The following is a 25,852-nucleotide window of genomic DNA, read 5'->3' as shown; positions in this document are numbered from 1 at the left end:
AAGCTTGAGCACTCAGTGATGAAAGTGTTTTGAACTCTGCTACAGGCAGGTTTGAATATAATGGGGTTTTTGAATTGAGGAGGGTATTTGACATGTCGGAAGAAATGAAAAATCAAGAAGCAACCCAAGATGAGTTGGATCAATTCGTTTCCTTGAAAAAAGGAGATACCGTAAAAGGAACCATCGTCAAATTGGAAGATAACCAAGCCTATGTGAGCATTGGATATAAATATGACGGTGTCATTCCAATTCGTGAACTGTCTTCATTACATGTTGACAGCGCGTCTGACGCAGTAGAAGTTGGACAAGAAGTTGAAGCTAAAGTTCTTAGCATCGACGACGAGAAGGAAAAACTCGTTCTGTCCAAACGTGCAATCGACAGCGAAAACGCATGGGATCAATTGCAAAAGCATTTTGAAGACCAAGACGTATTCGAAGTTGTTGTAGGTGATGTTGTTAAAGGCGGTCTGGTAGCAGACGTGGGCGTACGTGGGTTTATCCCGGCTTCCATGGTTGAACGCCATTTCGTTGAAGACTTCAGCGACTACAAAGGACGCACACTGCGTGTTAAAGTGAAAGAGATCGACCGTGAGAACAACAAAGTGATCCTTTCCCAAAAAGACGTACTGGAGCAAGAATTCGAAGCAAACAAAGCTACAGTAATGGCTGGTTTGCAAGAAGGCCAAGTGATCGAAGGTACAGTACAACGTTTGACTCAATTCGGTGCATTTGTTGATGTAGGCGGAGTTGACGGTTTGGTTCACGTATCCGAGCTGGCTTGGACACACGTTGAAAAACCATCCGACGTTCTGTCTGAAGGCGATAAAGTTAGTGTGAAAGTGCTGAAAGTTGACCCTGAAAAAGGCAAAATCAGCCTGAGCATGAAAGCTGTTCAACCAGGTCCTTGGGAAACAGCTAGCGAAAAATTCAATTCCAGCGATATCGTAACAGGTGTTGTAAAACGTCTGGTAGACTTCGGTGCATTTGTTGAAATCGCTCCTGGCGTTGAGGGACTTGTGCATATCTCGCAAATCTCACACAAACACATCGGCACTCCTCATGAAGTGCTGAAAGAAGGACAGGAAGTTCAAGTTAAAATTTTGGACATGAACCCTTCTGAGCAACGTGTAAGCTTGAGCATCAAAGAAACAGAAGAAGCTCCAGCTCAACCACAAAAATCAGAAAGACCTGCAAGAAACAACGCTCCGCGTGAAGAAATCAACAATCCAAACGTTTCCTTGAACAATCAAGGGATGAGCACTACGCTCGGCGAACTGTTTGGAGACAAACTCAGCAAATTCAAATAAGTTAACAATGCATGGTTCTAAGTTATATACTGCATATTTTGCTGAATAACAAAAGCAAGATCGGCGAGCCCAAGGCGGGTTCGCCGATTGTTTTTATTGCGAGTAATTTGGCATGAAACGTTAGCCAAGACATATCTTTTTTGCTATGATGAGTATCGTAAGTATGGACAGGAGGAGTGGAATGTATGGCAAGACCCGTTGTGGCAATTGTCGGACGACCGAATGTGGGTAAATCCACCATTTTCAATCGGATCATCGGCGACAGACTGGCCATTGTGGAAGACAAGCCGGGCATTACCCGTGACCGCATATATGGAATCGGTGAATGGAACGGTAAACCATTTAGTATTATTGATACAGGTGGTATCGAAATTGATGGTGAAGATGTAATCTTAAAATCGATTCGGATGCAAGCAGAGCTCGCTATTGAAGAAGCGGATGTTATTGTATTCATGTGTGATGCAAAAGCAGGTATTACGCAATCGGATGAAGAGGTAGCAGAGATGCTCTACCGCTCAGGCAAGCCTATTGTTGTAGCCGTTAACAAAGTGGATAATATCGGACGAAGTGAGCTCATTTATGAGTTTTATGGATTTGGTTTCGGTGATCCCATCGGCGTATCCGGAAGTCACGGTACAGGTGTAGGTGATTTGCTTGATGCAATTGTGGAGAAGTTGCCAGAACTTGAGGAAGAGACTTACGATGAAGATGTTATTCGTGTAGCTCTGATCGGGCGTCCTAATGTAGGTAAATCTTCACTGGTGAACGCTATTTTGGGTGAAGAACGTGTCATTGTAAGTGACGTGGCTGGAACAACCCGGGATGCAATTGATACACCTTTTGAAAAAGACGGCCAACGTTACGTGCTGATTGATACAGCAGGTATGCGTAAGCGTGGTAAAGTATATGAAACAACTGAGAAATACAGTGTAATGCGTGCGATGCGTGCGATTGAGCGTGCAGATGTTGTTCTGATTGTCATTAATGGTGAAGAAGGCATTATTGAACAGGACAAGCATATTGCAGGATATGCATTCGAAGCTGGTAAAGCGTCATTGTTTGTTGTGAACAAATGGGACGTGGTAGAGAAGCATGACAAGACGATGAAAGAGTTTGAGAGAAAAATACGGGATCACTTCCTGTTTATGACTTATGCTCCGGTCGTATTCTTGTCAGCCCTCACAAAACAACGCTTACAAAAACTGTTGCCGGTTGTGCAACGTGTAGCAGAGCAACACACGTTACGTGTGCAGACACATCTGCTTAACGATGTGGTGTCTGATGCGGTTGCAATTAATCCTCCGCCAACAGATAAAGGACGGAGAATGAGAATTAACTATGTGACTCAGGTTGCAGTTAAACCGCCGACCATGGTTATTTTTGTGAACGACCCTGAGTTGATGCACTTCTCATATGAGCGCTATCTGGAGAATAAAATCCGTGCAGCGTTTGATTTCGAAGGAACACCAATTCGCATATTTACTCGGAAGAAGTCCGACGAAAGTTAGGGGAGAAGTGTGTGATTTTACAAATCGCAGCGATTGTACTGAGTTATCTGCTCGGTTCGATCAGCTTTAGTGTCCTCCTTGCCAAAGCGATACGGGGGATCGATATTCGTCAGCACGGAAGCGGAAACGCGGGAGCTACCAATACATTGCGTATTTTGGGTAAAGGACCGGCAATTGCTGTTCTGTTACTTGATGTACTTAAGGGTGTTGCAGCTGTATGGATTGGAATCTGGCTGAGCGACGGTTCTGCCTGGATTCCTGCACTCAGTGGTATAGCAGCCATTGCAGGACATAACTGGCCGCTTTACTTCCATTTTCGTGGAGGAAAAGGCATTGCCACAGCCATTGGTGTTCTGGTAAGTCTTGCTTTCCTGCCTGCGTTATGTGCTGGGGTGATCGCCATTCTGTCCATTGTATTGACACGATATGTTTCATTGGGGTCTCTGATTTTTGTAGCATTTACACCCATCTTTATCATGGTATTACCCGGATATTCAATGAATATCTTCTGGGGGAGTCTGATTATTTGTCTGTTTGCGTTCTGGAGACATCGTACCAATATTGCGAAGCTCGCCAAAGGACAGGAAAATAAATTGGGATCGAAAAACCCTGGAGGGGGTAAACGAGTTGTCTAAAAAAGTTGCTGTTCTGGTCGCTGGGAGCTGGGGAACGGCTCTGGCCAGTGTACTCGCCGCCAATCAGTTGGATGTGATGATGTGGACACGTGGTGCAGACCAAGCTAACGAAATCAATAATAAGCACACCAATACTCGCTATCTTCCGGATGCGGAGCTTTCGCCACGGATTCAAGCAACCACGGATATGGAAGCTGCGGTGGAAGGCGCTATAGCTGTGTTAATTGTTGCGCCTTCATCAGCCATGCGTGCAGTTACGAACCAGCTTAAGGCTTATTACAAGCCTGAGATGTTAGTCATTCATGCAACCAAAGGTTTCGAGACAGAAAGCCTCAAACGGATGTCCACAGTCATTTCAGAAGAGCTTGAATGTGAAGAAGGACGTGTGGTTGTTCTTTCTGGCCCAAGCCATGCGGAAGAAGTGGTGAAGCGTTGTCCAACGACAGTGGTTGTAGCTTCACTGGATAAAGCATCTGCCGAGTCTGCCCAAGCTTTGTTTATGAATGCTTATTTCCGGGTTTACACGAATCGAGATATGATCGGTGTTGAGCTGGCAGGCGCATTCAAAAATATCATTGCTCTTGGTGCAGGTATGTCCGATGGTCTTCAATTTGGTGATAATGCCAAAGCCGCTTTGCTAACACGCGGTCTGGCTGAGATCACACGTATTGGTGTAGAGATGGGAGCGAATCCGCTAACGTTTTCGGGACTTGCGGGAATCGGGGATCTCGTTGTAACGGCTACAAGTCAGCACAGTCGGAACTGGAGAGCAGGTTCCATGTTGGGCCAGGGACAGAAGCTGGATGATGTTCTGAAGTCCATGGGCATGGTGGTAGAAGGCATTCGAACTACGCAAGCTGCCTATTTCATCTCGCAAAAATACGGCGTGCAAATGCCAATTGCGGATCAGTTATATCACGTTTTATTCCAGGAGAGACAGCCGCGTGATGCGGTTGAAGCCTTGATGGGACGTGACCCGAAGACTGAAATGGAAGTCATGAAGCTTGAAACCTGGGAGCAGTGGCATTCCTGATTGTAATCAGCCTAAACGTACCTTGTGAAATAAGAAGCTTATTCACCTTTTCTGTGGCAGACTCATACTATACACATGAGTATTGCCGGAGGAGGGGAGACGAATGGGTAACAACATTTCCAAAGATGCACTGAATGCAATCAACAAGAAAACGGGTAAAACGATAACAGAAGGTGCCGTCAAGAAATTGGCAAGCACGGTGAAACCAACGACGATTCAGAATGAAGCTCAGTTGCGCCAATTGATCAAACAAGTATCCGCCATGGCGAAAGTTCCGGTATCTGAGGATACGGTTAAGGATATTGTGAGTGCGGTCAAGAAAAGCGGATTGAATCCGAGCAGTATGGAATCGTTAATGAAAATGATGATGAAAAAATAATAGATCACACCTGCATGTGCAGGTGATCCAGTAAGACAAAAAGACGAGTCGGCTTCTGCCGGCTTGCTTTTTTGTCTTTTTTTTGGAAAGTTGAGCTGAATTTCGTGTTATAATGGTTGCAATTGTCACAGTGTCAGTGATGAATATCGGACTGAAGGGGAGACTGCTGGATTATGAGCGCAATGGACAAGATGTGGCTGTCATTGGTGGCCATCCTCATTATGGGACTATCTGTATTCCTGATTACGTTTGCTCGTGCCAAAACAAAAGGTATTGTACGGGGGGTTCTTTCTCTGATTGCATTTTTGATTATGCTGATTGGCTTTTTCGGTGGAATCGCTTCTCTGACCTGATTTCCCATGCCTGAAAGATAACATCCGCATAAGCACATCATAAGAACTGACACAATGAACACGGATGAGGGGAGTGTGAGCCTATGGGGCCGCATGATACGGAGGGTCGGACAGAGCGTTATCCGGAATTACACGCGGCTTTGCTGGAAACAGCCAAAGCCTGGAACACACAGCCGCAGACATGGTTACTTGGAGGAAGTTGTGGGTTGCTGCTTCAAGGGGTGGAGTTGCAACAGGCTCCGAGAGATATTGATATCTATGCGGATGTTGCTGCTGCTAAGGAACTTCACCGTAGCGCCCCGGGGAAAATGCTTGACGAGCCTACAGTGGACAAGACAGGACCGTATGCTTCTCTGCTGAGCCACTATCAGGTGGGTGAATGTGCGCTGGAACTGGTTGGTGGTTTCGAAATATGGGCTCGCAAAAGTTGGTACCGTATTGAGATTGAACATGTACTTGCTCCGCATGCACCAGTAGCACAAGTGGGTTCATATAGCCTGCGACTGATGCCGCTTGCGCATGAGCTGTTGTTTAATCTGCTGCGAGGTCGTGAAGATCGTTATGTCCCCATTGCGACACAGATGCGCGAGCAGCCAGATGCACATCAACCTATAATGATGCTTTTAAGTCAACAGAATGTATGGACAAACCGCTTCAGAGCCGAAGTGGAAGAGCTTGTTGGCTTTACATGGCCCCAGTAGGTTGAGGGAGGAAAATGATGGACTATAAAGTTACTTTTTTACCTATGAACAAATCGATAGCGCTCAAACCAGGGGCAACACTTCTGCATGCAGCACGACGTGCTGGAGTCAAGATTACGACTCGATGTGATGGTAAAGCGGCTTGCCTGATGTGCAAAGTGAATGTGGATGAAGAACATCGGGCGGAACTGTATCCACCAACAGATGCAGAAAAGCGCAAGCTGGGTTCACTGTTGGAAGCAGGTACACGACTGTCCTGTCAGGCTAAGGTGTGTGGATCTCTAGCGGTTCATGTTCCAGAGGACCCGCTGAAGGCAGCCATTCGGAAACAACTGGAACGTCAACAACAGGAAGACGACTGGTTCTGAGCGTTATGAAATTGATTCTCTAATGAGTTATTCAAGGAGGACACGGATGATTAGGAACAAGCCAAAATGTATGGAAGGAAGCGGACGGCAGCGTCTAAAACATCAGACGGGCGGTCTGCTGTTATTCCTGTTGTTTGCTTTTACAGCAACTGGTTGTATGTATCCATCCCAGAGTAATTCGGACCCTAAGATAGCCTATCGGGAAAGCGTGAGCCGTATCCAGAGTGCGGTCGAGGCATTCCAGCAAGATGAGGGGATTTTGCCAATCATTAATGCAGATATGGAAACGCCAAAATATGAAAAGTTCAGAGTGGATCTGCCCAAGTTGAAACAACTGGGGTATCTGGATGAAATACCGAGGACTGCTTTTGAAAGTGGTGGGAGCGCTTACTTCCTTATTCAGGACGAAGAAGTGAATCCGACCATTAAAGTGATGGATCTTCTGACCGTACAGAAAGTAAACGATGTGCAACGAATGGTTAATCAATATAAGTCCGTACATAACAATAAGCTGCCAAGCGGGGAAGAACTGTATCCGGGGTTATATGCTGTGGATATGGAGCAGGCTGCTCAGGCAGGTACTCCTTCCCTAACGTTGAATAGTGTATATTCAGGTCAGGCCTTACCTTTTATGATGGATGACGAAGGCAAGGTCTATGTAGATTATGCTTTTGACATTATGCAGGCAGTGGAAAAGTCTGACGTGTCTCCAGCAGAGACTGAAGATGTTCGGGATTTGCTGGTGGAACACTCCTACTTCGTACCTGTAAAATCGGTTTTCTACGCTTGGCAAAACAATGCTCCGGTTGCACAGCCAATAAAATAAGCATGGTTGCAATTCAACTGATCTAGCTGTATGGCCACCGTGGCTCTAATAGTTCAAAAAGAGATATTCCAATTAAGGGATATCTCTTTTTTCTTTTGTCAGTATGAGCAATAACCGTCATAAAAGCTTCACGGATCACATAAAGTAGATTGAAATAAAGACGCGCAGTCCGAGATCGGGGGATTATCCTAATGTCATCACCATAAGATAAAAAAAACAAAATTACGCGTCATATTGCCGCATACGGATACATAAGATGATACTAGTCCAATTGCATGTACGAGTTAACGCCGCTCTCGCCGGTTTCATCAGAATGCAACGTTCGGCGGCGGACGACTTCCGGGCACTCACAAAGGCGGCTCTACCGTTGCAGGGATTTCAGTCTTCTGATTGAAAAAACGAAGCGGATGCTCTTTAGCATTTTTCCTTCGGAGTAATTTAGGGAGGGGATTTCATTGGAGAAAGTGGACATTTTTAAGGACATAGCTGAGCGGACCGGAGGGGATATTTATCTCGGGGTTGTCGGCGCAGTCCGGACGGGAAAATCAACATTTATTAAACGATTCATGGAAACGATCGTATTGCCTAACATCGCAAGCGAGGCTGATCGTGCCCGTGCAGTGGATGAACTTCCACAAAGTGCAGCAGGCAAAACCATCATGACTACGGAACCGAAATTCGTACCAAATAACGCAGTCCAGATCAAGGTGGCAGAAGGACTCGATGTCAATGTGCGTCTTGTGGATTGTGTAGGTTACGCGGTGGAAGGAGCCAAGGGATACGAGGATGAGAATGGTCCACGCATGATCTCCACGCCTTGGTTCGAGGAACCAATTCCATTCCAGGAAGCCGCCGAGATTGGTACTCGCAAAGTTATTCAGGAGCATTCTACACTGGGTGTTGTGGTAACGACAGACGGCACAATCGCCGAAATTGCCCGCAGTTCCTATGTGGAATCCGAAGAACGGGTCATTGCGGAATTGAAAGAAGTGGGTAAACCGTTTGTCCTGGTCATCAACTCCACTCGTCCTCGCAGTGAAGAAGCCCTGCAATTGCGTAGTGAGCTTGCTGCCAAATATGACATTCCGGTGATGACACTCAGTGCAGCCACGATGACGGAAGATGATGTGACGGGTGTACTTCGTGAAGTGCTCTATGAGTTCCCTGTGCATGAAGTGAATGTAAACTTGCCGAGCTGGGTTATGGTGCTCAACGAGACTCACTGGCTGCGTAACAACTACGAAAATTCCGTACGGGATACCGTCAAGGATATTCGCAGACTTCGCGACGTGGATCGGGTTGTCGCTCAGTTCATGGAATATGAATTCATTGATCGCGCAGGCCTGAGTGGCATGAATATGGGGCAGGGTGTAGCCGAAATTGACCTGTACGCGCCAGATGAACTGTATGATCAGATTCTCGTGGAAGTGGTTGGCATCGAGATTCGCGGTAAGGATCATCTGCTGCAGTTGATGCAGGAATTCTCGCATGCGAAGAGAGAATACGACCGCTTCGCAGAAGCTCTGGAGATGGTCAAAACGACCGGATACGGCATTGCTGCTCCATCTCTCGCTGAGATGGCTCTGGATGAACCTGAGCTCATTCGTCAGGGCACCAAATTTGGCGTACGCCTAAAAGCAACGGCACCGTCCATCCACATGATCCGGGTTGATGTGGAATCGGAGTTCGCTCCAATCATCGGCACAGAGAAGCAGAGTGAGGAACTGGTGAGATACCTGATGCAGGACTTTGAGAACGATCCAATCAAGGTATGGGATTCAGACATGTTTGGCCGTTCACTTCACTCCATCGTGCGAGAAGGGATTCAGGGCAAGATTGCCATGATGCCGGATAATGCAAGATACAAATTGCAAGAGACGCTGGGAAGAATCATTAACGAAGGTTCGGGCGGCTTGATCGCCATCATTCTGTAAAACATCAAAAGACCGTAAGGGGGCATCCCCTCGCGGTCTTTTTTACGTGATTTCTTTATTTTGGATGAAATGGATAGGAAGAATAGCACTTTCGAAAAAACTTAGCGAGTTTTAGCTTTAAATTGCTAAAACCCATTTACATACTAGGGATTAGCCGTTATATTAATATTCAACTATTGTGATCGAGATCACAGAGAGTGGACAGGGGGAGACAGAGATGAAAAGAAAAGAGACTAAATGGGTATGGTTGAGTGTGTTATTAGTATTTACATTGGCGCTGTCCGCTTGCGGAATCAAAAAAGAACCGGCAGCAACTCCGGCTTCGGGTGCATCAGATGATACACCAAAAACGGAAGCAGTCACAGGCCCTTTAAGCGGCAAGCGGATTGCACTTATTATGGAGTTTAATACAGGTACTTTCTCGCAGCAATATGTACAAGGTGTAAAAGAAGAAATCGAAAAATTCGGTGGAGAACTGACAACGTTTGTTGCCGATAATGACAAAGCAAAGATGGTATCCTTGCTTGATAGCGCTATTAACCAGAAGTTCGATGCCATTCTCACGGATCACGGGGATTCCCTGTTAGAGCCAGGCGTGAAGAAGGCAGTAGAACAGAATATTCCAGTGGTCGTGTTTGACGCAGCTATTAGTGTTCCGGGAGCAACAGTCCTGTCGCAGGATGACCAGAAGATGGCTGAACTGACGCTGGAGCAAATGAAAAAAGATATCAATGGAAAAGGCAATATTGTCAAAGTATGGGTAGCAGGTTTCGCACCGATGGAACGCCGTCAGATTGCATACGGTGAATTCATGAAAGCAAATCCGGACATCAAGGAAATAGCTACATTCGGTTCTGCACAGAACCCGGCGCTGGATACACAGGCCAAAATGGAAGCTATTCTCAAACAATATCCAAAAGGTGAGATTACAGCTGTATGGACTGCATGGGATGAGTTCGCCAAAGGAGCAGCGCGTGCGATTCAACAAGCTGGTCGTGATGAGATCAAAGTGTATGGTATTGATATGAGTGACGAGGATCTGCAAATGATTCAGGACCCGAAAAATCCTTGGGTTGCTTCTGCGGCTGTTGATCCAACGGATATTGGTCGCGTCCAAGTACGTTATGCTTATCAGAAACTGAACGGGGACGCGACAGAAGATGCAGTTGTTCTTAACCCGGTCTATGTTCAACGTGAAGCTCTGCCAGATAAACAAATCTCCACTTCAGAGCTGTCAGAGTTCGTTGAAGGTTGGGGTGGTAGCACACAAGGAATCAAGGACTGGATGAGCGAATACGGAATTACTGCTAAATAAGCAGCGTATGGGAAGCGCGCCGCAAGGCGCGCTTTTTCAAACATAATGAAGATATATGTGGTCTGGATGAAAAAAGGGATGCTCCCGGAAGGGAACGATTGGAGGTTAACATCATGAGCACTGCACCGATTCTGCTTCAAATGGAACATATCCACAAGCAGTTTTCAGGTATTCCTGCACTGAAGGATGTGGATTTCTCTGTAAAAGGCGGGGAGATTCATGCGCTGCTGGGTGCCAATGGTGCCGGTAAGAGCACGTTAATGAAAATTTTGTCCGGTGCCTATCCATTGGATCAGGGTACGATTCAGTTGAGTGGACAAGCGCTTCATTTAAGTTCTCCGGGAGACGCTAAGGCAAATGGGATTCACTGTGTCTATCAGGAAGTGGATGCGGCACTGGTGCCACAGCTGACGGCTGCGGAAAACATCATGTTGGATCAGTTGGCTTCATCTGCCGGGGGTTGGTGGAAAAGTCCGCGGAAGCTCCAACAGAGTGCGGTTGAGGCGTTGAAGCAATTAGGGGCGGACATATCCGTTCACCAAAAAGTGGCCGATCTGACGCTTGCAGAAAAACAGATGATACTGCTGGCACGGATTTTGATTCAGGATGCCAAGGTGATCATTTTTGACGAACCTACTGCACCGCTGAGTCAGGAAGAAACAGATGCATTTTTCCGAATTGTTCATCTGTTGAAGGATCGGGGCGTAGCCTGCATTTTCATTACCCATCGTCTTGCGGAAGTGACGGGTCACTGTGATCGCGTTACGGTTATGAGAGATGGACAACATGTATTTACCGGTGAAGCAAAGGGACTGACGATCAACGATTTGGTTACACAGATGTTAGGCAAACCATTTGAAGAAGAATTTCCAAAGACGGAAGCGCCCTTGGGAGAGCAGCTATTGGAGGCACGTGGGCTTCGTCGTGGAGTGAAGGTCAAAGGTGTTGACCTCTCTGTACGCCGAGGTGAAGTCCTCGCTGTGGTGGGTCTAGTGGGCGCGGGTAAAACGGAAAGCTCTCGTTTGCTGATTGGTGCAGATCGGCTGGAGGGAGGCGAGATCCGGCTTAATAACCGTAATCTCCGTCTGTCTCAGCCTGCGGATGCGGCGGCCATGGGTATTGTTTCTGTACCGGAGGAGCGACGTAAACAAGGAATCTTGATTCAGGAGAACGTGGAACGGAATTTAAGTCTGCCTTTGCTAAGCCGTCTCAGTACATTAGGTTTCGTAAGCCGCAAGCGGGAACGTCAGAATGCGGAGTCATTGGTGAAGCAACTCGGAATCAAGACTTCTTCAGTGAAGCAGGAGGTAAAATATTTAAGCGGTGGTAACCAGCAGAAGGTAGCCATTGGCAAATGGCTTAATGCGGATGCGGATGTATTTATATTTGATGAGCCAACCAAAGGCGTAGATATTGGGGCAAAAAGTGACATTTTCCGCATCATCAATGAACTGGCTTTAGCGGGCAAGGGTGTAATCTATTTCACCTGTGAACTGGATGAAGGCATGGGAATTGGCGACCGAATCGCTGTCATGTGCGAGGGTATTATCGTAAAAGAGTTCAAACGAGGCGAGACTAACCAAGAACAGCTGCTATACTATGCAAGCGGTGGACAAGAGGTGCAATCATGAAGGATAAATCACTGGATTTTGCGTTCCGTTACGGGGCGATTATAGTCATCATAGGTGTTATCGCATTTTTCGGCATTAAATTACCTTACTTCTTTACGTACAGTAACTTGACCGATATTTTGGGCTCGATCTCTATCGTTACGTTTGTAGCGATTGGTGTTACGTTATCTCTCATTGTTGATGGATTTGATCTCTCGGTTGGGGCGACGGTCTCATTGACCACCGTCGTTACTGCTTCGTTAATGATTTGGTATCAACAACCACTGGCGATCGTCATTATCGTGCCACTGATTATCGGGGCTGTTATTGGTTTACTGAACGCTTTGCTCATTGTAAAATTGCGTATTCCGGATTTGCTCGCAACCCTTGCCACGATGTACATCATTGGGGGTATTCACAAAACGTATGCACAGGGATATACCATTTACAATCACATGCAGTTCCCGGATGGGAGCAAAGCTGCGGGAGAGATGGACCCGACATTCCTGCTTATAGGGCAGGGTAAATGGCTTGGTATGCCGATATCGGTTATCATGCTACTTATTGCGGTAATAGGTGTGCATATCTTTTTGACGTATACGAAATATGGTCGCCAGATGTACATTACAGGCGGTAATGAGGAAGCTGCACGTTTGTCTGGAATCAAGGTGAAAAAGGTGCGTACACTCGCCTATGTAGCCGCTGGAGTGTTTGCAGCAATCGGGGGTATCATCTATGCTTCCAAAGTAGGATCTGGGCAAATCGATGCGGGATCGCCGTTGTTAATGGAATCCGTAGCTGCAGTATTTGTCGGTTTCTCTGTGTTTGGCGCGGGTAAACCAAATGTCATCGGAACCTTCATTGGGTCGGTTCTGATTGGTGTTCTTGTGAACGGGTTAACGATGATGAACGTACAGTATTTCACACATGATATTGTAAAAGGTGGGGTTCTCGTGCTTGCCCTGGCGGTTACATTTTACGTCTTAAACCGCAACCGGACTTGAAATTGTGGGCTGTCTGTATTAGTATGAAATTTGTTCGGCGTCTGAAATGCCCGTGGTTTCAGACGACATTCTGCCGAAAATGACTGTTGACCGCAGGCGGAGATTTGTGTTCATCGCTCAAGATGTACGTAGATTTTTTGCGTATGAACGTATATTTCGCTATAAAACGGAAACACAGTATAACATTCAGGACATTGATACAGGAGGTGAAAAACAAATGAACAAATCAGACTTGATTACACACGTATCTGAAGCGACTGAATTGTCCAAGAAAGATGTAACGAAAGCGGTTGATGCCGTATTCGAAGCAATCTCTGAGGCTCTTCAAAGCGGAGATAAAGTACAATTGGTTGGTTTTGGGAACTTCGAAGTTCGCGAGCGCTCTGCACGTAAAGGACGCAACCCGCAAACAGGTGAAGAAATCGAAATTCCTGCGAGCAAAATTCCTGCATTCAAACCAGGTAAAGCGCTCAAAGACGGAATTAAATAAGATTTCTACATATTCCATATGTCGACAAAAAGACCGTGACTTGTTCACGGCCTTTTCTTTTGCCCTTTAACGATGATTCTTGCGGGTATCCGAGTGCTCAGGATCATCCGGTTGCCCGGTATAAGCAACCAGAATCAGTTCTTCACCAGCAGCTGTAGACAGATGCTGTTCGATTTCTTTTAACTGATGAATATGCTCGTCTGTAAGTGCGGCAGGGGTGTACTTCATGCAGATTCTCCTTTCTGTGGCTGTACAACTGTAGTATGACCCGAGGGTAGCTGATTCTTGCGGTTCATTCGTATAAGGCGCAGGTTGACAAATGAAACAATCTTAATCATCATTAACGCTATCGAACTAAAGAAGGGGACATGCGTGATGGATCATCCAACCGGCAATGATTATATTGTAATTAAGGCAGAGGAAAATGGTGTCCAGGTGATCGGATTAACCCGAGGTCAGGATACACGTTTTCACCACACCGAGAAATTGGACAAGGGTGAAGTGATGTTTGCCCAATTTACCACCCATACTTCAGCTATTAAAATCCGGGGCAAAGCCACGCTGATCACCAAGCATGGACAGATTGAATCGGAGTAATGGACAGATTGAATACATTCAAATGAAGATTGCAGGCATAGCCTGCTTTTTTTCATTGTACAATGAGGTATGAGCCTTTACCGGACAGACTACACTAACAGGTAAAGGCAGGGAGGCGTATATGAAACCGCGGATGATTGTTACTGCTTCAATGCTGGCAACGGTTGCGGCGGTCTTTCTGCTTGTTGCGATACAAACCTTACATATGCGTACATGGGGCGGTGACAACGTACAGCCTGCCTCTGCATCACATCATCCAGTTCAGCTGACGAATGACAATCTGGTTGATGTGCTAAGCTCCATGCAACTATCTACACCCATTGCAAGAGTGGAATGGAAGCAGTCCATTTTGACGCTGGATCTCAAGGTTAAAGGAACGGGTACAAGTTACACTGAAATCTATGAAAACATGGCAGCTGTGGCGGATCTGGGCTTTCGGAGTCTGGATAACGTGGATCAGGTGCTGCTGCGTGTGATGGCAGAAGATGAATGGATGCATAAACGACATCTGTTGCTTGCTGCTGATATTCGGCGTGGAGAGTGGCCCCTGTATGCGATTGAAACATTACGGAACTGGAAAAGTGCGGCCTTTTCAGATGAATTGAAGGGCTGGTTTCATTTGATGGAGACCGAACTCTGGAAGAAGCAATTCGAAATGACAAGTCAGGGGTAATAGAATAGCAGGATTCAGTGCGTGCCCGATCAACATATGCTATAATATATAAGATTGTAGTGCAGAAATGGTTTAACAATGTTAAGGCTCGGAGGCTGAGAATGAATTCATATCGCGTACCCCAACTAGCAAAGAAATATACGGATTACGACATGATTCGACAACATACGGAAATCCCATCATTTCCGGATAGCCGGGCACGTCTGTTGCAGGTATTTGTGGGCCGCACAGGCGAAAAGGTGCATCAAGAGTTATATGCTCTTGCAACTTCGCTCGTTCAGTTGGCCATGGATACGCATGATCGAATCGATACCATTTCCGGTGAGCGGAGAGAGCAGGAGATGCGTTCACGCCAGTTGAATGTACTCGCCGGGGATTATTTAAGTAGCCGTTTTTATCAATTGCTTGCCCAAGCGGGCAGAATTGAAATGATTGGCAAACTCAGTGGTGCTGTATCCGGAGTGAACGCACGCAAGATGACGCTGTATGAACGGATGAAGAAGCTTCTCGTTTCGGCTGACGAATACTTGCGTGAAACGGTACAGCTGAGGATGCAGCTGTTTCTTTCATTTACAGGCATGATTCAACATAACGAAGAGTCATTATGGAACAGCCTGTTGACCGAATTCAGCTCCTGCGAAACGATCGTGGAAGAACTGAAGCGGATGAATGACGAAAAACAATATCTTCACAGCTATGCATACTGGCACATATACGAGCATGGTAATGACGATGAGCGCAGTGTGTTGCGTCAGTCTGAACCGGATGCACGTGCATGGAACGCTATGGTGCTGAGGCATAGGGTTGGCGAGGTTTTGCTGGACAAGCTTCGCGAGTGTACACACCGCATCCAACTGTTGTTGCAAGACGAGGAAGGGCGGATGGGCTTGCATGAGATACATGCAATTCTAGAGCCTTACTTGGCATATTTGCAGCCTTCACATGCGGCAGTAAGGGAAGATTGAGGGGGAGACAGACGAATGGGGAGCGGAGAGACCAAACCGAAAGAAGAATATGTCCATTCGGTTTTTCAGAGTATAGCCGGAAAATATGATGTCATGAATGATATTCTAAGTTTTCGCAGGCATAAGGCTTGGCGTAAATTCACCATGAAAAAGATGAATATGTCCAAAGGCGATACCGGTCTTGATTTGTGCTGCGGCACATGTGACTGGACGCTTGCTATGGCAGAGGCAAGTGAAACGGGGCACATGCACGGACTTGATTTCAGCAGCAACATGCTGGAGGTCGGCCAGACAAAGATCAATGCGGTGCAACGTCAAAAGCAGATTACCCTGACACAGGGAAATGCCATGTCACTTCCTTTTGAAGACAATTCATTTGATTATGTGACGATCGGGTTCGGGCTGCGTAATGTACCTGATCTCAGACAAGTGTTGTCTGAAATGAAACGTGTGGTCAAACCGGGCGGTATGGTTGTGTGCCTGGAATTGTCCAAGCCAACATGGCAGCCGTTCAAAGGCATTTATTATTTTTATTTTGAGAAGGTTTTACCGAATCTTGCCAAAGTGTTTGCTAAAAGTTTTGAGCAGTACAAATGGCTGCCGGACTCACTGGCCATTTTTCCGGGAAGGCAGGAATTGGCAGACATTTTTGCAGAAACTGGATTACAACAAGTGCAGGCCTACCCTCTGACCGGAGGTATCGCGGCACTGCATATTGGAACCAAGGAGAATCAGCATGTTTAGGAAAATTCGCATCTTTTTAGAAATGATCAAGATTGAACACACGCTTTTTGCTTTACCTTTTGCATTTATGGGGGCCATTCTCGGCTCCATGGTAGTGAATGATACCTTCCCAAGCTGGATGCAGATCATGTGGGTATTGCTTGCGATGGTCGGTGCACGTAGTGCGGCTTTTGGTTTGAACCGAATTATTGACCAAGCGATTGATGGCAAAAACCCGCGTACCGCGATGAGAGCGATCCCGGCAGGACTGTTGAAAAATGGGGAAGTTGTTATATTTGTCATTATCTCTTTTATATTGTTATTCTGGGCCTCATCCAACCTTAATGTATTATCGATGCAGCTGTTGCCTATTGCTGTGTTTATGTTGGTACTGTATTCGTACACCAAACGATTCACATGGTTATGCCACATTGTTCTCGGAATGACGATTGGTTTGGCACCACTTGGTGGCTGGGTAGCTGTAACAGGAACGATGGATTGGACAGCGATTGTGCTGTACGTTACGATTGTGTTCTGGACTGCCGGCTTTGATATTATCTATGCATGTCAGGATCTGGAATTTGATCAGGGAGAGGGTCTTCACTCCATACCTTCCCGCTTTGGCCTGGTCAAATCCTTGCAGATCGCCAAGTTCTTCCATGTGATTACTGCCATTGGTTTTCTTGCGTTATTATTGATGACAGATCTGAGCTGGTGGTATGGCGCAGGTATGTTGGTGACGTATGGAATTCTGTTCTACCAACACTATATTGTATCGCCTAATGATATGAGCCGTGTTCAAACGGCATTCTTTACTATGAACAGTATGCTTAGTTTAATCGTATTTACGTTCACTCTGATTGATCTGGCGGTGAAATAAATGGTGCAGCAGCCGGACAATAAACGACTGGTTGTCGGAATTACCGGAGCGAGTGGCAGCATATATGGCATTCGATTAATTGAAACGCTGCTTGATTTGGAATATAACGTTCATCTGGTCATATCCAATGCAGGGTGGCGTGTACTGAAAGAAGAATTGGACTGGGATGTGACGAATCGGGACGCGGTGCTGGAAGAAAAATTCGGCAACCGTGCCGGTTCTCTGATCTATCATCCTGTGAGTGATATAGGGGCCTCCATTGCAAGTGGTTCTTATCTGGCCGACGGCATGATTATCATGCCATGTTCTATGGGAACTCTTTCGTCCATCGCGCAGGGATCGTCGGATAATCTGATGTCTCGCGCAGCTGATGTCATGATGAAAGAGGGAAGAACATTGATCCTCGTACCACGTGAGACGCCTCTTCATGCAATCCATCTGGAGAACATGCTGAAGCTTTCTCGTCTTGGTGTACGAATGATACCGGCTATGCCTGCTTTTTATTACAAACCTCAGACTATGGATGAGTTGATTCTGTTTTTGGTGGGGAAAGTGCTGGATAGCTTGCGCATCCCACATCAACTGTTTACAAGATGGGGAGAACCGGATGAACGGGGATAACGACTGAGTCCGATACAAGGCTGTTTTTTGCCAAAGTGTTGCTCGGTTTATTTGTCCCCCGAATCCCGGGGTATTGGTGAGTGCTGATGGTTGAGTCTTCATGAACCACAGTCTTGACCCATGCTCCGGCAACTTCTGTATTTTGTTTCAGAACAAGTCGCAGAGTTTAATTTCCGGGTGTCGGCTATGACATGCGGAGAAGAAAAATACGTTAGATTACCTTATAGAAAAACACAAGCAAGAACGGTAAGCCGGGTTTTTCGTAATGCCTGCAGGCCCGACTTGCTGGAGGGGAAGGTAAGCATGGATTTATGGACTGACAATACGCTGATACGGGTGAACGAATGAAACTATTGGATATTTTCGGGTTGTTAAAAAAAGACATGGATTACATTGAGAAAGAGTTGTATCGCAGTGTTCGAGGAGAACAGAAGCTGCTGAGTGAAACGTCACTTCATTTGCTCAAAGCAGGAGGAAAACGGTTGCGGCCCGTTTTTGTGTTACTTGGTGGGAAATTTGGTACATATGACATTGAACGTCTGAAGCTGGTTGCGGTTCCGCTGGAACTCATTCATTCCGCATCTCTCGTTCATGATGATGTTATTGATAATGCGGAGACACGCCGAGGCAAACCCACGGTGAAGTCAAAATGGGATAATCGGATTGCCATGTACACTGGAGACTATATCTATGGTAAAGCACTCGAAATGACTGCCGGATTAACTGATCCAGCTATTCATCGTATCCTTGCCAAAGCCATGGTACAGATGTCCATTGGTGAGATGGAGCAAATTCGCGACTTTTTCAATACGGGACAAAGTGTTCGTAACTATCTGCTGCGGATTCGCCGCAAAACAGCACTTCTGATTGCGGTTAGTTGTCAGTTAGGGGCTTTGGCCACACGTGCGCCTGAGCATGTATCTTCCCTGCTGTATACGTACGGATACAATGTGGGCATGGCTTTCCAGATTCAAGATGATGTACTTGATCTGGTAGGTACCGAGAAACAACTTGGCAAGCCACCTGGCAGTGACATGAAGCAAGGGAATATCACTCTTCCTGTACTTTATGCTTTAGAAGAATCCGATCTGCGGGAACCTTTGCTTAAGGAGATTTCCCGTGTCCAGCATGAAGAAGGACGGGCAAGTGCATCGGATGCAATTGGAATGATTCGCCAAAGTCAAGGAATTGCTAAAGCAGAAGCCCTTGCTGACCGATATATGAAGAAAGCGCTCGATGCTCTCGATCAGCTACCTAACATCAAGACGACCAAAAACCTGCGTGATATCGCTCATTTTGTGGTTAAACGTACGCATTAAACTTTGTATGACCTTCGACTCTCGGATTGCTCATACCCAAAGATGAACAGAACTGTGAGATTCCTCATTGGGAGGATTTGGACATGTATGTTACAATCAGAGGGATTGCGTTTACATAGTGATTAACTTTGAACCGTGAGTGAGGAGTGAGCTGATGGATCGTACATTTTTGATGGTGAAGCCGGATGGTGTGCAGCGTGGATTGATCGGTCGAATTATTAGCCGTCTGGAAGACAAAGGATTTAAGTTGGTGGCAGGCAAATTGGTGCAGATGTCTGAGGATCAGGCAAAACGCCATTATGCTGAACATGAGGGTAAACCGTTTTTCGATGATTTGGTTCGTTTTATCACATCTGGGCCTGTATTCGCCATGGTGTGGGAAGGGGACGATATTGTGGCGCTTGCGCGCATCGTCATCGGAAAAACCAATGTGAAGGAAGCAGCTCCGGGTACCATTCGAGGAGACTTCGCCAGCCACACACCACATAATCTGATTCATGGGGCAGATTCACCGGAAAGTGCTTCCCGTGAAGCAGCAAATTTCTTTGCTTCAGATGAACTGGTGGTATACGACAAGAGCATCGCAGCCTGGTTGTAATTATTAGCCAAAAGGGTGATACACGATGCTGGAGCAAGAACAACTATTAGACCCGGATTACACCGGATTCATTCGTAAAATCAAAGAGAGCACAGGCATTGATCTTGCTCAATACAAGGAAGGCCAGATGAAAAGAAGGCTGACCACACTTCGCAACAAAAACGGGTTTCATACATTTTCTAACTTTTTTGAAGCTATGCAGAAAGATAAATCATTGTTCTACGAGTTCCTTGATCGCATGACGATTAACGTGTCGGAATTCTGGCGTAATCCCAATCGTTGGGAAGTGCTGCGGGACGAGATCCTGCCTGAGTTGCTGGGGTCCAAGCGTCGTGCTAAAGTTTGGAGTGCAGCCTGTTCAACAGGTGAAGAACCTTATACACTCGCCATGATTCTGGACACGATGGGCATTTTGAAGGACAGCTCGATTACGGCAAGTGATCTGGATGAAGGTGCATTGGCCAAAGCCAAGGAAGGGCGTTATATGGAACGCTCACTTAAGGATGTGCCAAAGGAAACGGCGAACCGTTACTTCAAGCAGGATGGCTTGGTATACCGTATCGATGAGCAACTCAAAAATTCGATCAAGTTCATGAAACAAAATTTGCTGGTAGACCGTTTTGACGATGGGTACGATCTGATTGTGTGCCGAAATGTCATGATCTATTTTACCGAGGAAGCCAAAAACCTGTTGTATCACAAATTTGCAGCAAGTTTGCGTCCAGGCGGTATTTTGTTTGTGGGCAGTACAGAGCAGATCTTCTCCCCTGGACAATATGGTCTGGAGACAGCAGAGACATTTTTCTATCGGAAAAAATAACGATAATGCTTGTTCAGCCGTCTGAAGCACATCTACATGTGTTCAGGCGGTTATTTGTATACCAAGTACAAGAAAGAGCCGACTTTCTTGTCAAAGCCGGTCAGCTATACTATAATAAGCAAAGAAATTATGGGATTTTAGCAATGTGAAGTTTAACAGTTTAAAGGGGGAACGTATTATGAGTTTACGCTATTTAACCGCAGGGGAGACGCACGGACCCCAATTAACCGCTATTATTGAAGGATTGCCAAGTAATTTGACGATTGACTTTGAAGAACTGAATTTCCAGCTTCACCGCCGCCAAAAGGGATATGGTCGTGGACGCCGGATGCAGATCGAGAAGGATCAGGCGAATTTCGTTGGTGGTATCCGTCACGGATATACAACAGGTGCTCCGGTAGCGCTAGTTGTTCAAAATAACGACTGGAAACATTGGCAGAATATTATGAATATTGAGCCGATCGAAGGCAGTGACGAAGAGAAACGTCGCGTTCATCGTCCTCGTCCTGGACACGCTGATCTGAACGGTGGACTCAAGTATAATCTCAAAGACTTGCGTAACGTACTGGAGCGCTCCAGTGCACGTGAGACAACGGTACGTGTGGCATGTGGTGCCATTGCACGTCAATTCCTGGCTGAATTCGGAATCAAGGTAGCTGGACGTGTACTTCGTATTGGAGAGATCGAAGCTCCGTATCAGGACCTTCCGATTGATGAACTGATCGCAGTGACAGAAGCCTCCTCTGTGCGTGTTACCGATGCTGAGACAGAGAAGAAGATGGAAGCCTACATCGACCAGATTAAACAAGAAGGCGATTCCATTGGAGGAATCGTGGAATGTATCGTTGAAGGTGTACCTATTGGTCTTGGTAGTTATGTTCAATACGATCGCAAGCTGGATGCACGAATCGCTCAAGGCGTAATGTCCATTAATGCATTCAAAGGTGTAGAGATCGGTATCGGATTCGAAGCCGGAGTCATTCGTGGATCACAGGTGCATGATGAAATCATGCATACGGATGAGCGCGGCTACCACCGGGCAACCAACCGTCTGGGTGGATTCGAAGGTGGGATGACGAACGGTATGCCAGTCGTTGTACGTGGTGTGATGAAGCCAATCCCAACGTTGTATAAGCCACTGCAAAGTGTCGATATTGATACAAAAGAAGCATTTACGGCTCAGGTTGAGCGCTCGGACGCTTGTGCTGTACCCGCAGCGAGTGTCGTTATGGAGCATGTTGTAGCATGGGAAATTGCCAAGGCATTCCTGGAGAAATTCGGCGGGGATTCCATGGAAGAGATCCGTGCTAATGTTGCAAGCTATAACGCTCAACTGGAGAATTACTAATATGCGTCAGCTGACGGTACAGTTGGAGGAACGCTCATATCCGATTCTGATTGGCAGCGGCCTATTGGCACAAGCCCCTCAATATTTTGAGCAATATGGCTTAACCAAAAAAAGTCCGTTACTCATCATTACAGATGAAAATGTGGCTCCCAAATACTTGTCAGGTTTGGAGCAAACGCTGCGTACGGCTGGTTATACAGTCGTATCGGCAGTTGTACCCTCTGGTGAAACATCGAAATCCCTTTCGGTGTACCAGGATATGATGACCGTTGCGATCGAAGGCAAACTGGATCGGAGTTCTGCGATTCTGGCCCTAGGTGGTGGTGTCGTAGGTGATCTGGCTGGCTTTGTTGCCGCTACATATATGCGTGGAATCAAGTTTGTTCAAGTACCTACAACGATTTTGGCGCATGACAGCAGTGTAGGCGGTAAGGTAGCTGTCAATCATCCGCTGGCTAAAAATATGATCGGTGCATTCCACCAACCCGAGCTAGTACTCTATGATGTGGACACACTTCAATCCTTGCCGCCACGAGATGTTTCGGCAGGGTTGTCAGAGATGCTGAAGCACGGACTGATCCGTGATGAGGCTTTTGCAAATTGGTGTGAGGAACATGCTGAAGAACTGCTTGCGCTTAATCCGGAAGCACTTGGATACGGCTTGGAACGCGGTTGTGGTATTAAGGCAGAGATTGTATCCAGAGACGAACGTGAAAATGGAGAACGTGCGTTGTTGAACCTGGGACATACGATTGGTCATGCCATTGAAGCGATTGCCGGTTATGGAGAATTCCTGCACGGAGAAGCGATCTCGATCGGTATGGTTGGATCAGCATTGCTTGGTGAGAAGCTTGGTGCGCCAGCAGGGCTCTATGAAGATACGGTCCGCATGCTGCGTTCACTTCGCCTTCCAACAACGATGCCTGCACATCTCGACACGGATGCATTAATGGAAGCGATGATGCATGACAAAAAGTTCCGTGAAGGTCATATGGTGTTTATCATTCCTGATCGGATTGGGGCTGCAAGAATTGTGAAGGACGTACCTGTGTCGGCAGTTCGGGACGTCATTGAAATGCTCAGGAAGGGAGAATGACAGCAATGGTCACACGGGGAATTCGCGGGGCTACAACAGTCACGCAGAACAACGAAGAACAGATTTTGAAGGAAACGGCTGTATTGTTGCAGGAGATCGTGGATCGCAATGAGATCCAACCGGAAGATATCTGCAGTGTGTGGATTACGTTAACTGGGGATCTGGATGCTGCTTTCCCGGCAAAAGCTATTCGCCAACTGGATGGCTGGGAACTGGTACCACTGATGTGTGCACTGGAGGTCCCGGTTAAAGGTGCTTTGGCGCAGTGCATTCGTTTCATGGTGCATGTGAATACGAACAAAGCTCAGAATGAAATCAACCATGTGTACCTGAACGGTGCACAGGCATTACGTCCGGATTTGGCAGCACCTTCTGGCTCTTAAGTAGTGGGTTGTCAAACCGATCATAATGATGTATAGTGAGAACCAGTTGAGTAGAGTAGAGATTGAGCTGAGAGCAGCTGAGCTAGTGGAGTATATAGCAGAGTCCAGTGGGTGGTAACCGGGGCAACAGAAACCGGTCAACTGATTCACGGTACGTCGTGCTACGGAATAGGTAACAGGAACAGGGAAAACAAACGTGTCATAGGACATCTTTGTTTTAATATATTTTTGGCATAAACACAATCAATGCACTCTCCTATATTTTACGAAATATTGGAATGAGTAATTGAAGTGTTATAACTGATATATTTTCCCGAATTGGATGATGTGAGATGCATCAATTCAGCGACCTGTGAATAATCCGACAGCGAAGTATAGGGACTTGTTATTTATGAAGCATCACCCTGTTGAATACAGCTTATAACCAAACCTCTACCTGATGGTAGAGGTTTTTTTGTATATTGAATTGTTTCTTCTACACCTATAAGTTCTACTAAACTTTTACACAAAAACGGAGAGGACAGAAATAACGTGAAGAAGCGAAGCGTTCGCCTAAAAGCTTTCTGAAAGAAAGCTACATCGGAAGCATACACTATCACCGGATTTTCCCTTTTGAAAGGGAATCAAAAAAATCTGGGGATAACAGTGATTGGAAGGTTGTTCTGTCATCGAAGTGCTCAGTGTAAAAAATCTTTAGTTGAACTTACCTAAATCTGAAAGGACGTGATCTGATGATAACGCCAAACGTTAATCAAGTACTGAAAATGTCGAATGAGTATAATCTGATTCCGGTAGTCAAGCGGATTCTGGCAGATATGGAGACTCCGATTCGAATATTCCGCCGTTATGCTGACAACGATCGGGCATTCCTGCTGGAAAGTGTAGAGGGTGGTATTCAATGGGCGAGATACTCGTTCATCGGTACAGATCCGTTCCTGATGATTTCGGCCAAGAAAGGCCGGATCGTTGTAGAAGAAGCAGGGAAGACCCGTGAATTGCCAGGCAAACCGATCGAAGAACTGAAAGCACTGCTGCGTAAGTATCGCAGTCCAAAAGATGATGAACTGCCACCATTCACAGGAGGGGCAATTGGTTTCTTCGGATATGATCTGCTCTCCTATTATGAGAAACTTCCAGCTCACGCCTTGGATGACCTGAATATGGATGACATTCGCTTTATGTTCTGTGACCAGATTATCGTGTTTGACCATGTGAAGCAGCAGATGCTGCTCGTCGGGAATGTACACGTCAAGGACGGTGCAACAGATGACGAGATACGTCAAGCGTATGCAGTGACTTCGGAGAAGCTGGAGCAGGCCGCAGAACGTTTGCAGCAGCAAGGACCAGGGGAGAACCTGAATCCGCGTTCTATTCCGGGAGACGTGGAACTGGGGGATATTCGCTCCAACCTCACGAAGGAGCAATTTATCGGTAATGTGGAGCAAGCCAAAGATTACATTCGCGCAGGTGATATTTTTCAAGTGGTATTATCCCAGCGTTTCCACATTGATACGGAGGTTTCTCCGCTTCACGTGTATCGTGTGCTTCGGACCCTGAATCCATCACCTTATATGTACTATCTCAAAATGGATGATGAGATTATCGTGGGTACTTCGCCTGAAGCGCTGGTCAAGGTGGACGGGAATCGAGTGGAGACACGTCCGATTGCAGGTACACGTCCAAGAGGAGCAACAGAAGCGGAAGATCGTGCACTCGCTGCTGATCTGCTCCAGGATGAGAAGGAACGCGCAGAGCATCTGATGCTGGTTGATCTGGGACGTAACGATCTGGGCCGGGTATCCAGCTTCGGCAGTGTGAAGTGTGACATGTTCATGGAGATTGAACGGTATTCTCACGTGATGCACATGGTATCCAACGTTACGGGCGAGCTTAGAGAAGACAAGGATTTTTTCGATGCGTTCCTCTCATGCTTGCCAGCGGGTACCGTATCCGGTGCACCGAAACTGCGAGCAATGGAGATTATCGCGGAACTGGAGAAAGAGGCACGGGGTGCTTATGCAGGAGCAATCGGATACCTTGGTTTCTCGGGTAACATGGACTCCTGTATTACGATTCGTACGATTATTTTCAAAAAAGGAAAAGCATATGTACAGGCCGGAGCGGGAATCGTATGGGATTCTGTGCCTGAGAATGAATATGAGGAAACGGTTAACAAAGCTAAAGCATTGCTCAAGGCGATTCGAACAGCAGAAGCAATGTTTCCTGCCAAAGAAAAGGACAGCACGTTGAGACTGGCGAATGCAGACTACTTTGTCACACCAGCGGCCGCTAAGAACTGAGAGAGGAGAGACCGGAGATGAACATAAACCCAATAATGAATGAGAACCCTGTAACCCCCATTGCTG

The 25,852-nt window shown here is 46.5% G+C and carries 28 protein-coding genes; 27 read left to right on the top strand and 1 reads right to left on the bottom strand.

What is annotated here, in order from left to right; genetic code table 11:
* Nucleotides 1-92 precede the first annotated feature (92 nt).
* The 14 genes from rpsA (at nucleotide 93) to QVE09_RS05765 (ending at nucleotide 13,463) form a co-directional block, all read left to right on the top strand.
* Nucleotides 93-1,307: a 30S ribosomal protein S1 gene (gene rpsA, locus QVE09_RS05830; RefSeq protein ID WP_062835205.1), complete on the top strand. Its 1,215-nt coding sequence runs from the start codon at nucleotides 93-95 to the stop codon at nucleotides 1,305-1,307.
* Nucleotides 1,308-1,492: 185 nt separating this feature from the next.
* On the top strand, nucleotides 1,493-2,815 hold the full coding sequence (gene der / locus QVE09_RS05825) for a ribosome biogenesis GTPase Der (protein ID WP_047843568.1): 1,323 nt from the start codon (nucleotides 1,493-1,495) through the stop codon (nucleotides 2,813-2,815).
* An 11-nt stretch (nucleotides 2,816-2,826) separates the two neighbouring features.
* On the top strand, nucleotides 2,827-3,450 hold the full coding sequence (gene plsY / locus QVE09_RS05820) for a glycerol-3-phosphate 1-O-acyltransferase PlsY (protein ID WP_253501402.1): 624 nt from the start codon (nucleotides 2,827-2,829) through the stop codon (nucleotides 3,448-3,450).
* The gene (locus QVE09_RS05815) at nucleotides 3,443-4,483 is read left to right on the top strand and encodes an NAD(P)H-dependent glycerol-3-phosphate dehydrogenase (RefSeq protein WP_315936051.1); all 1,041 of its coding nucleotides are present in this window, start codon (nucleotides 3,443-3,445) and stop codon (nucleotides 4,481-4,483) included. The genes plsY and QVE09_RS05815 overlap by 8 nt, the downstream gene beginning before the upstream one ends.
* A 103-nt stretch (nucleotides 4,484-4,586) precedes the next feature.
* A complete protein-coding gene (locus tag QVE09_RS05810; protein ID WP_017687687.1) occupies nucleotides 4,587-4,862 on the top strand; it encodes a stage VI sporulation protein F in 276 nt (91 codons plus the stop codon).
* 173 nt (nucleotides 4,863-5,035) lie between these two features.
* A complete protein-coding gene (locus tag QVE09_RS05805; RefSeq protein ID WP_315936050.1) occupies nucleotides 5,036-5,215 on the top strand; it encodes a DUF2768 family protein in 180 nt (59 codons plus the stop codon).
* Nucleotides 5,216-5,298: 83 nt separating this feature from the next.
* Nucleotides 5,299-5,916: a hypothetical protein gene (locus tag QVE09_RS05800; protein ID WP_315936049.1), complete on the top strand. Its 618-nt coding sequence runs from the start codon at nucleotides 5,299-5,301 to the stop codon at nucleotides 5,914-5,916.
* A gap of 17 nt (nucleotides 5,917-5,933) precedes the next feature.
* A complete protein-coding gene (locus tag QVE09_RS05795) occupies nucleotides 5,934-6,284 on the top strand; it encodes a 2Fe-2S iron-sulfur cluster-binding protein (protein ID WP_315936048.1) in 351 nt (116 codons plus the stop codon).
* 46 nt (nucleotides 6,285-6,330) lie between these two features.
* A complete protein-coding gene (locus tag QVE09_RS05790; protein WP_315936047.1) occupies nucleotides 6,331-7,110 on the top strand; it encodes a hypothetical protein in 780 nt (259 codons plus the stop codon).
* Between the two features lie 455 nt (nucleotides 7,111-7,565).
* A complete protein-coding gene (gene spoIVA, locus QVE09_RS05785) occupies nucleotides 7,566-9,044 on the top strand; it encodes a stage IV sporulation protein A (RefSeq protein WP_315936046.1) in 1,479 nt (492 codons plus the stop codon).
* A gap of 217 nt (nucleotides 9,045-9,261) precedes the next feature.
* Entirely contained in the window at nucleotides 9,262-10,359 is a 1,098-nt protein-coding gene (locus QVE09_RS05780; RefSeq protein ID WP_315936045.1) for a sugar ABC transporter substrate-binding protein, read from the top strand.
* Between the two features lie 113 nt (nucleotides 10,360-10,472).
* Nucleotides 10,473-11,990, top strand: a complete 1,518-nt coding sequence (locus QVE09_RS05775; protein ID WP_315936044.1) for a sugar ABC transporter ATP-binding protein — start codon at nucleotides 10,473-10,475, stop codon at nucleotides 11,988-11,990.
* Nucleotides 11,987-12,973, top strand: a complete 987-nt coding sequence (locus QVE09_RS05770) for an ABC transporter permease (RefSeq protein ID WP_017687695.1) — start codon at nucleotides 11,987-11,989, stop codon at nucleotides 12,971-12,973. Before QVE09_RS05775 ends, QVE09_RS05770 begins: the two co-directional genes overlap by 4 nt.
* 217 nt (nucleotides 12,974-13,190) lie before the next feature.
* Nucleotides 13,191-13,463, top strand: coding sequence for an HU family DNA-binding protein (locus tag QVE09_RS05765; protein ID WP_024630670.1), 273 nt, complete (start codon nucleotides 13,191-13,193; stop codon nucleotides 13,461-13,463).
* A gap of 66 nt (nucleotides 13,464-13,529) precedes the next feature.
* On the opposite strand, the gene QVE09_RS05760 is transcribed toward QVE09_RS05765, so the two are convergent.
* On the bottom strand, nucleotides 13,530-13,691 hold the full coding sequence (locus QVE09_RS05760) for a hypothetical protein (RefSeq protein WP_315936043.1): 162 nt from the start codon (nucleotides 13,689-13,691) through the stop codon (nucleotides 13,530-13,532).
* A 147-nt stretch (nucleotides 13,692-13,838) separates the two neighbouring features.
* On the opposite strand from QVE09_RS05760, the gene mtrB reads away from it, so the two are divergent.
* The 13 genes from mtrB (at nucleotide 13,839) to trpE (ending at nucleotide 25,786) form a co-directional block, all read left to right on the top strand.
* Complete coding sequence (mtrB, locus tag QVE09_RS05755; protein WP_017687697.1) at nucleotides 13,839-14,060, top strand: trp RNA-binding attenuation protein MtrB; 222 nt, start codon at nucleotides 13,839-13,841, stop codon at nucleotides 14,058-14,060.
* A gap of 121 nt (nucleotides 14,061-14,181) precedes the next feature.
* Entirely contained in the window at nucleotides 14,182-14,733 is a 552-nt protein-coding gene (locus QVE09_RS05750; RefSeq protein WP_315936042.1) for a hypothetical protein, read from the top strand.
* 101 nt (nucleotides 14,734-14,834) lie between these two features.
* A complete protein-coding gene (locus tag QVE09_RS05745) occupies nucleotides 14,835-15,698 on the top strand; it encodes a heptaprenyl diphosphate synthase component 1 (RefSeq protein ID WP_315936041.1) in 864 nt (287 codons plus the stop codon).
* Nucleotides 15,699-15,713: 15 nt separating this feature from the next.
* Nucleotides 15,714-16,442, top strand: coding sequence for a demethylmenaquinone methyltransferase (locus QVE09_RS05740; protein WP_036607690.1), 729 nt, complete (start codon nucleotides 15,714-15,716; stop codon nucleotides 16,440-16,442).
* Entirely contained in the window at nucleotides 16,435-17,301 is an 867-nt protein-coding gene (locus QVE09_RS05735; protein WP_315936040.1) for a UbiA-like polyprenyltransferase, read from the top strand. The genes QVE09_RS05740 and QVE09_RS05735 overlap by 8 nt, the downstream gene beginning before the upstream one ends.
* Nucleotides 17,302-17,922, top strand: coding sequence for a UbiX family flavin prenyltransferase (locus QVE09_RS05730; RefSeq protein ID WP_017687702.1), 621 nt, complete (start codon nucleotides 17,302-17,304; stop codon nucleotides 17,920-17,922).
* Nucleotides 17,923-18,266: 344 nt separating this feature from the next.
* Nucleotides 18,267-19,241 carry a polyprenyl synthetase family protein gene (locus QVE09_RS05725; protein ID WP_315936039.1) on the top strand — a complete coding sequence of 325 codons (975 nt, stop codon included), beginning with the start codon at nucleotides 18,267-18,269 and terminating at the stop codon, nucleotides 19,239-19,241.
* Between the two features lie 154 nt (nucleotides 19,242-19,395).
* Nucleotides 19,396-19,839: a nucleoside-diphosphate kinase gene (gene ndk, locus QVE09_RS05720; RefSeq protein ID WP_017687704.1), complete on the top strand. Its 444-nt coding sequence runs from the start codon at nucleotides 19,396-19,398 to the stop codon at nucleotides 19,837-19,839.
* Between the two features lie 25 nt (nucleotides 19,840-19,864).
* A complete protein-coding gene (locus tag QVE09_RS05715) occupies nucleotides 19,865-20,659 on the top strand; it encodes a CheR family methyltransferase (protein WP_047843560.1) in 795 nt (264 codons plus the stop codon).
* Nucleotides 20,660-20,837: 178 nt separating this feature from the next.
* Nucleotides 20,838-22,007 (top strand): chorismate synthase, encoded by a 1,170-nt coding sequence (gene aroC, locus QVE09_RS05710; RefSeq protein ID WP_017687707.1) that lies wholly within the window; start codon nucleotides 20,838-20,840, stop codon nucleotides 22,005-22,007.
* A 1-nt stretch (nucleotide 22,008) separates the two neighbouring features.
* Nucleotides 22,009-23,103 carry a 3-dehydroquinate synthase gene (gene aroB / locus QVE09_RS05705; RefSeq protein WP_315936038.1) on the top strand — a complete coding sequence of 365 codons (1,095 nt, stop codon included), beginning with the start codon at nucleotides 22,009-22,011 and terminating at the stop codon, nucleotides 23,101-23,103.
* A gap of 5 nt (nucleotides 23,104-23,108) precedes the next feature.
* The gene (gene aroH, locus QVE09_RS05700) at nucleotides 23,109-23,486 is read left to right on the top strand and encodes a chorismate mutase (RefSeq protein WP_047843558.1); all 378 of its coding nucleotides are present in this window, start codon (nucleotides 23,109-23,111) and stop codon (nucleotides 23,484-23,486) included.
* Between the two features lie 731 nt (nucleotides 23,487-24,217).
* Nucleotides 24,218-25,786, top strand: a complete 1,569-nt coding sequence (gene trpE, locus QVE09_RS05695; RefSeq protein WP_036607674.1) for an anthranilate synthase component I — start codon at nucleotides 24,218-24,220, stop codon at nucleotides 25,784-25,786.
* The last annotated feature ends 66 nt before the right edge of the window (nucleotides 25,787-25,852 follow it).

The organism is Paenibacillus sp. ClWae2A, assembly GCF_032452295.1.
GTDB lineage: Bacteria > Bacillota > Bacilli > Paenibacillales > Paenibacillaceae > Paenibacillus.
Note: the sequence above shows the minus strand (reverse complement) of the source record. Positions and strands in the feature narration are given on the sequence as shown.